The sequence below is a fragment of the Ruminococcus hominis genome, from assembly GCF_014287355.1.
In the GTDB taxonomy this organism is placed as follows: Bacteria; Bacillota; Clostridia; order Lachnospirales; family Lachnospiraceae; genus Schaedlerella; species Schaedlerella hominis.
Genome location: NZ_JACOPE010000001.1, coordinates 1,345,989 through 1,360,476, shown reverse-complemented (window position 1 = coordinate 1,360,476; position 14,488 = coordinate 1,345,989). Strand labels below are relative to the sequence as shown.

Genomic DNA, 14,488 nt, shown 5'->3' with positions numbered 1-14,488 from the left:
AAAATCCTCTTGCTTAAGTTTCTTTTACGTCAACAGTTATGAAAAGTTATGTATTCTTTTCCATTCTATTCTGCTAACGCTCACTTATCATATCATGTTCTGTAATATATTGCAAAAGGGCTTCGCATCCTTCTTTTATATCATCGTAAGTAATGTCAAAATTACCTGTATACCATGGATCCGCAATACTTCTCGGAGAATCTGTAAAATCCAAAAGCAACTGAACCTTGTTCTCTGGATCTTCTCCTAAAATCCGCATCATATTTCTTCTATTCTCACGATCCATTCCGATGATATAATCAAATTCATCATATTCTGATTTTTTCATCTGACGTGCCCTGTGATCTCCACAAGGGATTCCCATTTTTTGTAATTTTCGGCGTGTTCCATGATGAACCTGATTGCCGATTTCCTCCCGACTGGTAGCTGCGGAATCAATGTAAAACGAATCCTCCAGACCGAATTTTTTAACTAAATCTTTCATAACATATTCTGCCATAGTGGAACGGCAGATATTGCCGTGGCAAACAAATAGTATTTTTATCATTGTTGCATAACCTCGCATTTCTTAGTTTTTCTTGATATTTCTGGCTTTGTAAGCCTCTGTGAATTTTTGCTTTCTGGCATAACCTGGTTTATTTTCGCATAATATCGTCAGCAAAAGGTGTAAAATAAGGTGTATGTTTTTCCATTTTACACCTTGCTATTTTCAATTTAAAAATTTCTCCATTGTGTAATATACAACCTATGATTTCTCCTTTTTTCACTCATAATATTTCGTCTCCTTCATCAAATGTTCATTTAACTTGGAAGACCGTCTCAATTTCTTCATTATACCACAAGACCTTCCCTTCGCTAAGACAAAATGAACATTATTTTCATTACTATTTCTTCTATTCTGTTACTTAAACTGTACTGGCTGTATCTAGATAATCTTCAAACAATTTCCTTTTGAATCGGATATGAGAACCTACTTTCAAAATAAAATCTGCTCCTTCACTTTCACCTGCGATCTGTCTTAATCTCTTTTCGCCAATTCCGTAATATTCTGCTGCTTCGGAAACATTTAAAGAATATTTCTTCCAAACAGGTATTGTTTTTTCTGTATGATTCATTCGCATTCCTCCTCTCTGTTGGTATTCAACAACGTTTTCGCTTTCTCCATTTTCATACTTGCAATTACTTCTCGTTTACTTGTGCCTCCAACATACATTGGTGTACACATTTCTAAAATACGGTCATAGATACGCCTTTTATCCAACATGGTCTCACTTTTTATTTCTTTCAGCGGAAGATTGGTTGTGATGATCAAAGGGCGTCCCGAACAGATTCTGCGGTCTATGACACTAAAAATAATTCCTAACGCATATTCTGAATTTCGTTCCACTCCAAGATCATCAATAATCAAAAGCTGATAGGAAACCAATGCATTGATATATTCCGTTTTGTCTGCCAGTGGAAATATATCATCGATAATGGTATTGAAATTTGTCATCTTTACCGTTACTTCCTGCTTTAAAAGTTCATTGGCAATACACCCGGCAATATAACTTTTCCCGGTACCAACCGGTCCCCAGAACAAACACCCGATATGATTTCTTTTCATTTTCTCCCAGTTATCAACATAATTTTTTGCCTTATGCATTACCGTATCTGACATATCTGCATTCTCAAATGTCCACTCTTCCATTCTGCTCTCGTCAAAACAGATGCTCGTATTTCTGCTGACTAATTCCCGGTGCTCTTTGTCCTTAAAATATTTTTGTTCTTCTTCATATGCTTTTCTGTCACAGGCACATTGCCTGGAATGTTTCTTCATCCCCATAAATCCACCCTTGGGGAAAAATGTTTCTTTCGCTTCCCCACAGATTTTGCAGTATTGCAAACCATCAATGCCTACACATACAGTATCTTCTTCTCTCATCACAAACTCTCTCCTTCCTCATAGTAATAATTTACTTCATGATATTTATTTCTTTTATATTTCTCAGTTACTTCACTAGGTGCCACATTTCCGACTCCTGCACAACCATTTTTACTGCCAGATGATGGTTGCTTTTCCGGCTCTGTTACAGCCATCTTTTCAACCGCTTTATTCTCAACCGGCTGTAGCCCAATCTCATCAGATGGAATTTTTACATATAAATGATTTGGTTTTGAAAATCCACCAGACCTGCGAACCAATAATCCCTCATCATCTAATTCCTTCAATGCTGTTTTTACAGAAGATTTACATTTGCCGATTTGAACAGACAATTCATCTATTGGAAATATCAGATAAACATTTCCATACTTGTCTATCCAACTATTCTTTCTTGATATCCGCGCCCGGTCATACAAAATCATATAAAGAAATTTTGCATTTTGAGAAATTCGAAGCTTTAGCAAAAACTTCGGAAACTGGAAGTACTGAATCATCTGCTCTGACTCCTTCATGTATTCATATTTCATTCTTTTTCTCGCCTCGTTTCTATTTCTAAGTGTTGTAAAAAACATTTTTATGCCGGCTCAAAAAATGTCCTTACATATATTCAAAAGATGAAGGGCATAAATACAGGCTCTTGATAAAATTTTTTTCCTGTCCAAAATACCCTTACATAAAACGAAACGCTGAGAAGTATTTTTACAGCTCCCTGATGAAAATTTTTTTATTTTTTCGGTTAATTGAATACTTAAAAACAAAAAAACACTCACCCATTCCAGGTGAATGCCTTATCAAAATTTCCTTATTTTGTTGTCTGTGACGCTTACTCAGAAACGTTTGCGTGTCTGCTAAAATGTAATTGCCAGCAATTATATTTTCACGTGGGTATGGGGACGTAACCCCCATCAAGTCTGCTACTCGTAAGTAATACAAAATTGTCAAAATAACAATACTGTAATACACGGGTGGATCTTGCTCTGGTTGTAACACATGAATTCATACAATAATAGGCCCAAATGGGCGCTTTCACCATTTGAGCCTATATATTATATGTCTTTTGGGTAAGAGCTTAAAAAGTAGCTGTCTAGACGGTATGTCTTTATCGTAGAATTGATTTTATGGAAGCAATGTGGATTTATTATATTTCATTGCAGATTTGTTTTTAATGTCTATTTTCTGATAATTTGCCTTATGAGAAGATTGGAAGGAATGAGCCGGTATGTATTGCGGATGAAGTGCCGTTTGAGATACCGGAGAGTTGGGAATGGGTGAGACTTGGTAAAATTGTTTACAATAGAGGGCAAATGAAACCGATAGATGATTTTTGTTATATAGATATTGGATCTATTGATAACAAAAATCAAAAACTTAATGATAAAGAATTTATTATCACTGCAGATAAAGCACCATCAAGGGCAAGAAAAATTGTTGCTATTGGTGATATTCTTTATTCTACTGTGCGTCCATATCTGCATAATATGTGCATTGTTAATCGAACTTTTAGCCATCAACCTATTGCTAGTACTGGCTTTGCTGCGCTTACTTGTCACACTGGTTTTTACAATAAATTCCTGTTTTATTATTTGATGTCACCAGACTTCGATGCATACGCAAATAGCACTGACAATGCCAAAGGCGTTGCCTATCCTGCAATTAATGATGCTAAACTATATCGAGCACTTATACCAGTTCCACCTGAAGAGGAGCAAAAACGTATTATTAAAAGGCTCAAAAAAATATTGCCTTATGTTGATACTTACAGTACTACATATTCTGAAACAGAATCTCTAAACAATGCTTTCCCTGATAGAATAAAAAAATCTATCTTACAGGAGGCAGTTCAAGGAAAACTTGTTCCACAGAATCCATCAGATGAACCAGCATCTGTTCTCCTGGAACGTATTCGTGCAGAAAAGCAAAAGTTAATAGCTGAAGGAAAAATAAAAAAAGACAAGCACGAATCCGTTATTTTCAGAAGGGATAATTCTCATTATGAAAAGCGTGGTTCAGAGGAAGTTTGCATTGATGATGAAATTCCTTTTGAAATACCGGAAAACTGGACATGGACTCGTCTGAAAAATATATGTAGCTTGATTGGAGATATTGATCACAATATGCCGAAATCTGTATCTTCTGACGTAGGTGTACTTTTTCTGTCTGCAAAAGATTTGTTGGATGATGGAACAATAAACTACACTCAAAATGTCAAATATATTTCAAGAGCAGATTTTGAAAGGTTGTCCAGAAAGGCTTTACCGAAGAAACATGATATTATTTACTCTAGAATTGGTGCCGCATTAGGAAAAGCAAGATTGGTAGAAATAGACAGAGAATTCTTAGTGTCATACTCATGTTGCGTTGTTCGTCCACTTTTGGTTTATGCTCCATATATTCGTTATTATTTGGAAAGTCCTCAGATACTACTCCATTCAATAAAGGCAAGACAATCCATTGGTGTTCCTGATTTGGGTATGGGTGAAATTAAAAAATATTTAGTAGCATTACCTCCATATAATGAACAGGTACGCATTGTTGAGCAATTAGAAGTCCTATTGGACAGATGTAATTTCAAAAAGTAGCACACCATGATTCTCATTATGAGAAGTTGGACGGAATTGAGCGTTGTATTGACGATGAAATACCGTTTGAGATTCCGGAAAGTTGGGAGTGGACGAGGTTAGGACAGATTATTTCGCTGCTTTCCGGAACTGATTTTAAGCCTGAAGAATATAACGATAAATGCAATGGAATTCCATATATTACAGGAGCCAGTAGTTTATCGGAAAATGGCGTTTTAATAAATCGTTGGACGGAAATGCCTAAAATAATTGTAAATTATGGTGATATTTTGTTGGTATGCAAAGGTTCTGGATATGGAAAAACAGTGATTTGCGATATTGAAAAAGCACATATTGCAAGGCAAATTATGGCAATAAAAAAATTTTCAACACTTGATATGCTTTATATCCGTTTATTCTTACAAGCAAATTTTAATCAGATAAAGTCTAAGGGGCAAGGAGTTATCCCTGGAATAGACCGAAACAGTGTTATGAATATGTTATTCCCTATTCCACCGTTAGCAGAACAGAAACGTATCGTGGAAAAGCAGAGAGAATTATTTGATAAAATCTCTTTGATTTAATCCTTGATTGTATAATATCTGACGAAAGGAGGTCTTTCGTCATGATAGAAAACGAAAAATTTGAAAGACACTTGAGAGAAAGCAATCTCTCAGAAAACACGATATCATCGTATATGTTTGCTATTAAACAGTACGGACAACAATACGATGATATCACGCAGAAAAAGCTACGAGAATACAAGGTATGGCTTATAGAAAATTATAAGCCAAAGACCGTAAATCTCAGACTGCGTGCACTGAACTGTTATCTGGAATCTATTGGGAAAGAAAAATTGAAGTTACCGTTTGTACGAGTGCAGCAGAAAAGTTATCTGGAAAATGTAATTAGTGAAGCGGACTATGAATACTTCAAATCATGTCTGAAAAAAGATGATGAAATGTTTTGGTATTTCGTAATTCGTTTCCTTGCCGCCACGGGAGCAAGAGTCAGTGAATTGATTCAGATCAAAGCTGAACATGTTAAATTGGGACATCTTGATTTATACTCCAAAGGCGGAAAGTTGCGTAGAATTTATATCCCCAAAGAATTGCAAAATGAAGCCCTTTCTTGGTTGGCTGAAAAGCAACAAGAAAGTGGCTTCATTTTTTTGAACAAGTATGGCGAGCGTATTACTACTCGTGGCATTTCTGGACAGCTAAAAAAATTAGCGGTGAGATATAATATCAATCCTGCAGTGGTATATCCACATTCATTCCGGCACCGATTTGCAAAAAGTTTCTTGGAACGCTGCAATGATATAGCGTTTCTTGCTGACCTTATGGGACATGAAAGCATTGAAACTACCCGTATTTATCTCAGAAAAACATCCACTGAACAGCGTGCAATCGTAGATACAATCATAAATTGGTAACGGGAAAGGCATGCACTCCAGAAGTTTGAAGTGTATGCCTGATTTTACAAAATATCACAAGATTTTATTAAAACATTTACTTTTTCTACAATTCTTTTTTGCTCATTTACCGGTGGAAGTGGTACTAAATAATTAAAAATAAAGTCTTTCCCTACACGTTGTTGTCCAGCTGTTCCACTAAAATTTTTCATGCCGTTTTGGATAAAATCATGAGTTTTGCAAATCATTAAAAAGTAAGGTATATATAACATTTTTGTGTAATCACGAAGAACATGAAGCTCTGTAGTTCCTGCACCATAGCCACTTGGAAGGTCGTGAATCACAGCAGATTTTCTATTTTGAAAACAGGGTGTGATTTTGGCGATTACAACATCATTATTTGCAAAATGTGTAAAACCAGATTTTACATCTTTCCATAGCTTTGTTTCATAGGTATGACCGCTGTGAAATCCATCTTTTAATAGTGGCATTGGCATAAATCCGACAACCGTATCGTCAGCTATATTGTTTCTCGGATTGATAGTAAATAACGATCCTAGCCTAATCCATTCCCATGTTTCCGGAATCTCAAACGGTATTTCATCGTCAATACAATGCTCAATTCCGTCCAACTTCTCATAATGAGAATTATCCCTTCTGAAAATAATGGATTCGTGCTTATTTTTCTTAATTTTACCTTCAGCTATTAACTTTTGCTTCTCTGCACGAATACGTTCCAAAAGAACGGCGGCTGGTTCATCGTTAGGGTCTTGTGGTACAAGTTTACCTTGAACGGCTTCTTGGAGAATGGATTTTTTAAGTCGCTCTGGGAAAATATTGTTCAAATGTTTTGATCTTGAATCGATTGTGCCATATTCAATTACATGAGCCATAACTGCATTAAGTTTTTCAACAATGCGAATTTGCTCATGTGATGGAGGAATTGGTACAAGCATATTTCCCAGTGTTTTTCCATTACAGTTTGGCTGTGCGGTAGCAATAGTGCCTTCTCGTAATTGTGACCAATACAATTCGCTCTCCATAAAGTATTTCAAGTATTGCGGACACAACTGGTTACTATATCTGGTTCTGATTAAGTAACCTGCATAAATAGCTTCTTCTGGAATTTCTTGTACAAGATAAGATTTTCCAACTGTTCCACCTGTTCTTGCAAACAGAATGTCATTGGGTTTCAGAAGGTACGCATCAATTTCTCCTTCTTTTATGTCGCAGTAAGGAACTGTTTCCCACATTACAGAATTATCCTGAATATCACTAATGCGAACCATCTTTATTCGTCCGTTTTCTTGTGCCGGGGCATTGTAGCCATACTGAATAGATTCTGACAATGTTCCCCAACGTACCCACTCCCAACTCTCCGGAATCTCAAATGGCACATCATCCGCAATACATATCGGTTCGTTCTTTCCAATCTTCTCATAAGGCAAATTATCGGCTCCCCGGAAGATTATAGAAGGATTCTTTTCTTTCTTAATTTTTCCTTCTTTTATCAACTGTTCTTTCTCGGCTCTAATACGTTCCAAGAGAACAGATGCTGGCTCATCATTTGGATCCTGCGGAACCAGTTTTCCCTGCACGGCCATTTGTAATATTGAATTTTTTAATTGCTGTCCAGTCATTAGTTCTCCTCCAGATTTATTCCCAAAATATCAGTTATCTGCGCCAGAATTCTATCAATATCAGCATTTAAACTGGCTCTTTTTTCCTGATACTGCTGAATCAATTCCTTTGGTGGTAAAATTTCTTCTTCCTCATGAGGATATCCGCAAAGGTCTATGTTATAGTTCTTCTCTTTGATTTCATCAATGCTGTATTTCTTTGCCTTATCAAATCCCTCTTCCTGTATTTCCTGGCGGTTTTCCCACCATTCGACTGCCGGTGCAAAATGCTCTGATTTCATAGGTTTTGTCTTACTGAAATGCTTGTATCCTTCTGGCATATCCAGACGGTAAAACCATGTTTCTTTTGTAGTACCATTTCTATCAAAGAACAAAATATTGGTTGTGATTGATGTATACGGAGAAAAAACACTTCCAGGCATACGAACAATTGTGTGTACATTAAACGCAGAAAACAGTTTTGTTTTAATGGCTACTTTTGCATTGTCTGTTCCAAATAAAAATCCATCTGGTAAAATTACCGCTGCTCTACCATTTTCTTTCAAACGATACATAATAACTGACATAAAAAGATCTGCCGTCTCACTGCTCGCAAGATCGGATGGAAAATGATTTTTGACTTCTGTTTTCTCTGAGCCTCCATAGGGAGGATTCATAAGAATAACATCCACCTGATCATCCTCTGTGTAATCAAGAACATCTCTCAACAATGTGTTGTCATGGAAAACCTGAGGAACATCTAAATCATGTAATAACATATTTGTGATACAAAGCATATACGGAAATTGCTTCTTTTCAATTCCATATATAGAGTTTGCATACATTTCTTCATCCTCGGTTGTCTTAACCTTTTTCTTTAGTTCTTTTAACCAGCTTGTGATAAATCCACCTGTACCACAAGCAAAATCTGCCATTTTTTCGCCTATCTGTGGTTTTATCATCTGTGCCATAAAATCTGTCACTGCACGAGGTGTGTAAAACTCTCCAGAAGAGCCTGCACTCTGTAATTCTTTCAAAATTGTTTCATAAATTTCTCCAAAAGCATGACTTTCTTCATAATCTGTCAAATCCAACTCATCAATTACACCAATAACCTGACGTAGAAGAACACCATCTTTCATATAGTTATTCGCATCAGCAAATGTTGTCTGCACAATAGCCTTTTTTATTGGAGTATCTGCATTGACTGGAAGATTTTTCAACGTTGGAAACAATGTATTGTTTACGAAATCCAAGAGAATATCTCCTGTCATTCCTTTTCCATCTTCATCATGTCCCCAGTTTCTCCAACGACATTTTTCTGGAATAATGGACTGATAGTCTTCTTCATCCCATTCCCAATCCTGTTCTTTTGCATCATATACTTTCAAAAAGAGCATCCATGCTATCTGCTCAATACGCTGTGCATCACCATTGATACCCGCATCATTACGCATGATATCTCTTACTCTTTTTACAAAATTTGACATATTTCCCATTCTTATGCTGCTCCTCCATCATAAATTGCATTTTCCAGTTCTTTCACTGCTTTTAAATATCCATCCTTACCGCCAAAATAAGAAGCTATCTTCTGTGGCTTTCCCATTTTCATAAAAGGATCCAGTTTCAATATTTCTGTCTTTTCTATTTCATATATTCCCGTATTCATATATTTGTCCAATAATGCCTCTAATACTTCTCTGGCAGCACCACTATATTTATTCAGGAAATCTCTTTTCTTAACATTTTCAGCACGTTCTTTGCGTGTCAATGGTTTCTTATCAAATGCAACATGACATATAAAGTCAAAATCATCAACATCTGACATTCCCTGATCTTCCTTCAATGTTTCAAGATCAATCCCCTGTTCACGCAAAAGTCCCCTGATTTTTTCTTTCTTTTCTTCTGCCGACCATTTTCGAATAAAATTATCCAAAGAAGCATATGCACCCAGAATATTCTCCTTCGTGTAGTCGATAATGCTTTCTTGACGAAGCAATTTTCCATTTGCGTCATAAACGGATACAGTCTTATAGACAATTTTCACCTGACATCCATCACGATTCACAATTGGCTTCGGCTGCTTTGGATCTACAGGATCGGGGCCTGGTCCTACAGGTGGTTTAGTATTTTTTCCCGACCCGGACTTAGGATTAAAATCCTCGTCCATCTCAATTGGACCATCCCAATCTGGATCGGCAAATAATCTACTGACATTTCGGAAATCCATAACAACAAAATGTGTTTTTCCTTCTTTTTCCCGTAAACGTGTTCCACGACCTATAATTTGCTTAAACTCTGTCATGGAACCAATCATTTCATCCAGCACAATCAATTTTGTCATTTTACAGTCTGATCCTGTGGATAATAATTTTGAAGTTGTAGCAATTACCGGATATTTTTCTCTGACAGATATAAAATAGTCTAACTTGCTTTTTCCATATGTATCACTACCGGTAATCCGAACCACATAATCAGGATTTTTTTGTACCATGTCCGAATTCTGATTTACTAATGCTACCCTCATTCTTTCTGCCGCATCTTCTGTCGCACAAAATACAATTGTTTTTGCCATACGATCTGTGCTTTTTAGATAATTTGTAATTTCTGCTGCAACCTGTTGAATACGGTCTTCTATAATAATATTGTAATCATAATCACTATTGGTATAAATTCGATCTTCAATTTCATTTCCGTAAATATCACATTGTCCTTTACGAGGTCTCCACCCTTCTCCAATATCTGTCATAACATTAATTACCTTAAATGGAGCAAGGAATCCATCCTCTATGCCTTCTTTTAAGCTGTATGTGTAAATCGGTTCACCAAAATAATCAATGTTTGATATATATTTTGTTTCTTTTGGTGTAGCAGTCATACCAATCTGTGTTGCTGATGCAAAATATTCCAGTATTTTCCTCCAGTTGCTTTCTTTTTTGGCTGAACCTCTATGACACTCGTCTACGATGATCAAATCAAAAAAATCAGGTCTAAATAACTGTTTCAGTTTAAGAATTGTATTATTAATATCCTCTTCCTGGTCATCATTTCCACCTGCCAACTGTTGATACAATGAAAAATAAACCTGATATGACGTAATCGTACTCGGATCATCCTTTGAAAAATTAACTTTATGTATTACTTTTTCTAATGGTGCAAAGTCCTGTTGAATAGACTGATCCACGAGATTATTACGGTCAGCAAGATAAAGTATTTTGCTTTTCATACCACTTTTTAATAACCTGTATACTATTTGAAACGCTGTATATGTTTTTCCAGTTCCGGTTGCCATAACTAAAAGCAGGCGATCTTTACCCATGGAAATTGCATCTACTGTTCGATTAATTGCAATACGTTGATAATAACGAGGCGGATATGTCTTCTGGCTACTATAATATGGCTGTTGAATCATTTTTTCCTGATTTTCTGACAGACCTTCTCCATTATTTGCTCCATTTTTGTATCTGCAATATAGCTCTTCTTCTGTTGGAAATTCATCAAGATCTAATTCACGCTCTTTCCCAGTCAGAAAATCATGTTCAAAAAATCCGTCTCCATTTGAACTATAAGCAAACGGAATATCCAACATACTGGCATAGGCCATCGCCTGCTGTAAACCATGTGAAATACTATGTTTATTATCTTTTGCTTCTACAATCGCAATCGGATTGTTAGGATTCAAATATAGAACATAATCTGCACGTTTCGGCTTTTCTCTGGTAATAAAATTCCCCTTCAGATTAATTTTTCCATCTGTTATATTGGTTTCCATCGTTATTTTCTTGATGTCCCATTTTGCCGTAATCGCTGGTGTAATATATTGAAGCTTTATATCTTCTTCGGACATCTGCTTTTTAGATATTATCGTCATGAATACAGCCTCCCTCTTCTGTAGATAGTTCCTGATAACAAATATTATCAGAACATCATTGGTAAAATTAAAATCCTATACGAGCCCTAATATCATTTAACCACTCGCCTTTATATTTAAAAAATCTCGGACCTGCAATCGAATATTTCTTTCCAGATATGAGTTTTGCAGCAGCCGTCAACGACATTTCTTTTCCTTGATACTCCACTTTTCTGTCCCCAACAACCTTGCACTTAATACTTGGATCATCATAATATTCAATTTCTTCTCCAACATAAATCTGACATTTTGCAAATGAAAAATTCTCCGCTTTTTCATGGCTCTCTGTGTCAATTTCCTGTGCCAACTGTTCCTCCTGTGCTTCTACATCACTTGGAACAACTAATTTCAGATTCTCCTTGCAATCGTGAATTTCTGCCATTGCCTCCAAAATTGCGTATGCTTCTTCTGGCTTCATTGCGTAGAATTCACGCACTCTTTTCTGACCATTAAATTCATCAACAGAACGTAAATCAGGATTCAACTTATCAATAATCGCATGTAACTTCAAATCTGACAATCTTGAATTCACTTCGTATGTCGCATATACTCGGAATGCGAATGGAATACATTCGCTGCGATTCAATTGTTTCAATCGTTTATCTATATTATCTGCATATCCTATTTTCACATAATCTGGAAAAGAAGGATTTGTGAGAATATATATTACACCTTTTTTGTCATTCATATCCGCTTTCTCCATTTATAACTCAATTCTTTGTTTGCCTTTTTCCAAAAGTCATTTTAGCTATTATATAGTCTGGAAATTAGCTCGTTTAATATTCAATCCTAAAATAATCCAAATACGCCTTATACTTATCTTGTGCTGTCAGACAGGTATCGGTCAGATAACCTTTTTCGTTGTCCCATTCCTTCAATCCACGATAATAGAACAGCTTCAAATTATCCTCAATAATGAACGGAACAATATTGTATTTTAGACACTCCTTAAACATAATCAATCTGCCCACACGCCCATTACCATCCTGGAACGGATGAATTCGCTCAAACTTCACATGGAAGTCAAGAATATCCTCAAAGGTCTTTTCTTCTTTGGCGTTGTATTCCGTCAGCAATGCCTTCATTTTATCGGCAACTTTTTCCGGAAGTGCGGTATTCATACCACCGACTTCATTCGGAAGTTTCTTATAATCACCAACAGCAAACCAATCTTTTCTAGAATCGCTGGTGCCGTTCTTCAAAATCAAGTGAAGTTCTTTGATGAATTTCTCCGTCAAAGTCGCTTTTGCATGATCAATAATCATGTCAATGCACCGGAAGTGATTTGCCGTTTCGATCACATCATCCACATTCAGCACTTCTTTTTCTACGCCAATAGTATTGGTTTCAAAGATATATCTAGTTTGATCGTGTGTCAGGCGACTTCCCTCCATATGGTTAGAATTATAGGTCAAATCAATCTGTGTCTTATGATAAATCCCACCAGTATATTTACTGGTCTTCTGCTCTTTTAGAATATCCAGCAGCGTAATCGGTTCTTCTTTTTTCTTATTGATACGCTCTGGTTTCTCTGCGTTTTCTGGAATATTCCATGTCTTACCAGTAAGAAACGCACCATTCACACGCCCCTGGGCACAGTAATTTCTAACACTGCGCTCTGACACATTCCATTTTTTTGCTATATCAGCAACTAAAAGGTATTTCATCTACCATCCTCCATCATAAATCAACTCCAAAACGTACTAATCTACTGATTAGTATATCACACTATCGGCAAAAACACCATTCATTTTATCTATTGTGCTGTTTTTTTAGCCGATATAGCAACTATTTCCTATTCAGATAGATTTATTAAAACGGATGCCTATCATGTAAACTAACACATAAAATCCGATTTTTCCGGACAACTTCGGGTGCCGATCAGTTGGCGGACAAGAGAAAAAGCAGTCATGAAATGAAAGTTGTCATCTGCTACGGTAGAAGGATCTTCCTTTCTAATTTGTCTTGTCTAAACATATACAATAACTCCTATTTCCCTACAAAACAAAAAGCACCAGTTCCCCGATGCTCTGATTATTTTATATGTAATTATTCATTTGCTTCATAATAAAAGCTGTCACTAATCAAATGCTTTATGCAACCTGGAATTTTCTTATCCTTATCTTCAACCAATAAAATATCATACTTCGCTACACTGGCATCCTTTGAAAAAATGAAATCTATGATTTCTCCATCGTTACTTTTTTCAACAGATGAATCCTTAACTCGCAAAGACATTGGCAAGAAAAAATCATTAATCTTGTTTCCACCTCTATCTGTGTTTTCTGTCAGCCCCAATGTAAATTCCAAATTTGTAACGCTGAGCTTATATGTAATTGTCATAGTCTGCATATCCTTAAGAACACAAACCATCTCATTTGTTAATTCTGGCAACCGCTTCAAACATGGCAGTTTCTTTTTGGCATTTGCATATATATGTCTTGCATCAAAATAGAACTGATTATTTGTAAGAATAGCCTTTTTTGCATTCCTATAAAAATCCTTTGCAGAAAGTATTGTCTCCACTCCTGTTAAATGCAGAAAATGATCCACCGGAAAAGAAACTTCAAAATATTCATCTCCATATACATACAGAAACGTTTTACCCGCCAAACTCTGGCTATATACAATTGCCGCCTCTATAATACCTTGTCGTATTGCGTTTTTCTTATCTACCTTTGTTGCCATTTACACCTCATACATAAAGAGGAGTGTGATACTTAACCACACTCCTCTAAGAATTTCTTTTAAAAAGAGTTTTCTGCTGGTTGTCAGCCTCGATATCCAGTTAAGATATCAATAATGACGTGAAAATCATTAAGTCCCCCACGTGGACTACAACTTTATCCAAGTTGCCAAGCTCGATGCCCAGTTAAGACATCTAATGAGATGGAATTTTATCCTGCTCCACCTGCAGCCCAACTTTTAACGATGCTCTTACATCGAGAACATTTCTGTTCTTACTTTCATTATACTCAATCAATCAAAAAAATCAACACGGTTCAGCAAATTTTAATTATTTCCAATATGACAAAATTACTTCCTGTTATATTTATCTATTTC

At 36.1% G+C, this 14,488-nt stretch carries 13 protein-coding genes; 3 read left to right on the top strand and 10 right to left on the bottom strand.

Annotation, left to right across the window (positions count from 1 at the left end):
• Positions 1-73 precede the first annotated feature (73 nt).
• The 4 genes from H8S40_RS05960 to H8S40_RS05945 form a co-directional block, all read right to left on the bottom strand.
• Entirely contained in the window at positions 74-547 is a 474-nt protein-coding gene (locus H8S40_RS05960; RefSeq protein ID WP_186864842.1) for a low molecular weight protein-tyrosine-phosphatase, read from the bottom strand.
• 358 nt (positions 548-905) lie between these two features.
• Positions 906-1,115, bottom strand: a complete 210-nt coding sequence (locus H8S40_RS05955; protein ID WP_186864841.1) for a MerR family transcriptional regulator — start codon at positions 1,113-1,115, stop codon at positions 906-908.
• Entirely contained in the window at positions 1,112-1,924 is an 813-nt protein-coding gene (locus H8S40_RS05950) for an ATP-binding protein (protein WP_186864840.1), read from the bottom strand. The genes H8S40_RS05955 and H8S40_RS05950 overlap by 4 nt, the downstream gene beginning before the upstream one ends.
• The gene (locus H8S40_RS05945; RefSeq protein WP_186864839.1) at positions 1,924-2,451 is read right to left on the bottom strand and encodes a replication initiator protein A; all 528 of its coding nucleotides are present in this window, start codon (positions 2,449-2,451) and stop codon (positions 1,924-1,926) included. The genes H8S40_RS05950 and H8S40_RS05945 overlap by 1 nt, the downstream gene beginning before the upstream one ends.
• Before the next feature lie 777 nt (positions 2,452-3,228).
• Here H8S40_RS05945 and H8S40_RS05940 point away from each other — a divergent pair.
• Genes H8S40_RS05940 through H8S40_RS05930 form a run of 3 tightly spaced genes read left to right on the top strand, consistent with a single transcriptional unit; the run spans position 3,229 to position 5,917 of the window.
• Positions 3,229-4,503: a restriction endonuclease subunit S gene (locus H8S40_RS05940; RefSeq protein ID WP_186864838.1), complete on the top strand. Its 1,275-nt coding sequence runs from the start codon at positions 3,229-3,231 to the stop codon at positions 4,501-4,503.
• A 26-nt stretch (positions 4,504-4,529) separates the two neighbouring features.
• A complete protein-coding gene (locus H8S40_RS05935) occupies positions 4,530-5,066 on the top strand; it encodes a restriction endonuclease subunit S (protein WP_186864837.1) in 537 nt (178 codons plus the stop codon).
• A 41-nt stretch (positions 5,067-5,107) separates the two neighbouring features.
• Positions 5,108-5,917 (top strand): tyrosine-type recombinase/integrase, encoded by an 810-nt coding sequence (locus tag H8S40_RS05930; protein ID WP_186864836.1) that lies wholly within the window; start codon positions 5,108-5,110, stop codon positions 5,915-5,917.
• Positions 5,918-5,961: 44 nt separating this feature from the next.
• Here H8S40_RS05930 and H8S40_RS05925 read toward each other — a convergent pair whose 3' ends face one another.
• The 6 genes from H8S40_RS05925 to H8S40_RS16130 form a co-directional block, all read right to left on the bottom strand.
• Entirely contained in the window at positions 5,962-7,536 is a 1,575-nt protein-coding gene (locus H8S40_RS05925; protein WP_186864835.1) for a restriction endonuclease subunit S, read from the bottom strand.
• The gene (locus H8S40_RS05920) at positions 7,536-9,014 is read right to left on the bottom strand and encodes a class I SAM-dependent DNA methyltransferase (protein ID WP_186864834.1); all 1,479 of its coding nucleotides are present in this window, start codon (positions 9,012-9,014) and stop codon (positions 7,536-7,538) included. The genes H8S40_RS05925 and H8S40_RS05920 overlap by 1 nt, the downstream gene beginning before the upstream one ends.
• A 2-nt stretch (positions 9,015-9,016) precedes the next feature.
• A complete protein-coding gene (hsdR, locus tag H8S40_RS05915) occupies positions 9,017-11,386 on the bottom strand; it encodes an EcoAI/FtnUII family type I restriction enzme subunit R (protein WP_186864833.1) in 2,370 nt (789 codons plus the stop codon).
• A gap of 67 nt (positions 11,387-11,453) precedes the next feature.
• Entirely contained in the window at positions 11,454-12,113 is a 660-nt protein-coding gene (locus tag H8S40_RS05910; protein WP_186864832.1) for a GIY-YIG nuclease family protein, read from the bottom strand.
• Positions 12,114-12,201: 88 nt separating this feature from the next.
• Positions 12,202-13,092: a Fic family protein gene (locus tag H8S40_RS05905; RefSeq protein WP_186864831.1), complete on the bottom strand. Its 891-nt coding sequence runs from the start codon at positions 13,090-13,092 to the stop codon at positions 12,202-12,204.
• A gap of 382 nt (positions 13,093-13,474) precedes the next feature.
• Entirely contained in the window at positions 13,475-14,113 is a 639-nt protein-coding gene (locus H8S40_RS16130; protein WP_243238197.1) for a PBECR4 domain-containing protein, read from the bottom strand.
• Between the last annotated feature and the right edge of the window lie 375 nt (positions 14,114-14,488).

Bases quoted from the DNA above. Each gene is read 5' to 3' on its own strand.
- H8S40_RS05960 (WP_186864842.1), bottom strand. From the start codon at position 547: ATGATAAAAATACTATTTGTTTGCCACGGCAATATCTGCCGTTCCACT.
- H8S40_RS05955 (WP_186864841.1), bottom strand. From the start codon at position 1,115: ATGAATCATACAGAAAAAACAATACCTGTTTGGAAGAAATATTCTTTA.
- H8S40_RS05950 (WP_186864840.1), bottom strand. From the start codon at position 1,924: ATGAGAGAAGAAGATACTGTATGTGTAGGCATTGATGGTTTGCAATAC.
- H8S40_RS05945 (WP_186864839.1), bottom strand. From the start codon at position 2,451: ATGAAATATGAATACATGAAGGAGTCAGAGCAGATGATTCAGTACTTC.
- H8S40_RS05940 (WP_186864838.1), top strand. From the start codon at position 3,229: ATGAAACCGATAGATGATTTTTGTTATATAGATATTGGATCTATTGAT.
- H8S40_RS05930 (WP_186864836.1), top strand. From the start codon at position 5,108: ATGATAGAAAACGAAAAATTTGAAAGACACTTGAGAGAAAGCAATCTC.
- H8S40_RS05925 (WP_186864835.1), bottom strand. From the start codon at position 7,536: ATGACTGGACAGCAATTAAAAAATTCAATATTACAAATGGCCGTGCAG.
- H8S40_RS05920 (WP_186864834.1), bottom strand. From the start codon at position 9,014: ATGGGAAATATGTCAAATTTTGTAAAAAGAGTAAGAGATATCATGCGT.
- hsdR (WP_186864833.1), bottom strand. From the start codon at position 11,386: ATGACGATAATATCTAAAAAGCAGATGTCCGAAGAAGATATAAAGCTT.
- H8S40_RS05910 (WP_186864832.1), bottom strand. From the start codon at position 12,113: ATGAATGACAAAAAAGGTGTAATATATATTCTCACAAATCCTTCTTTT.
- H8S40_RS05905 (WP_186864831.1), bottom strand. From the start codon at position 13,092: ATGAAATACCTTTTAGTTGCTGATATAGCAAAAAAATGGAATGTGTCA.
- H8S40_RS16130 (WP_243238197.1), bottom strand. From the start codon at position 14,113: ATGGCAACAAAGGTAGATAAGAAAAACGCAATACGACAAGGTATTATA.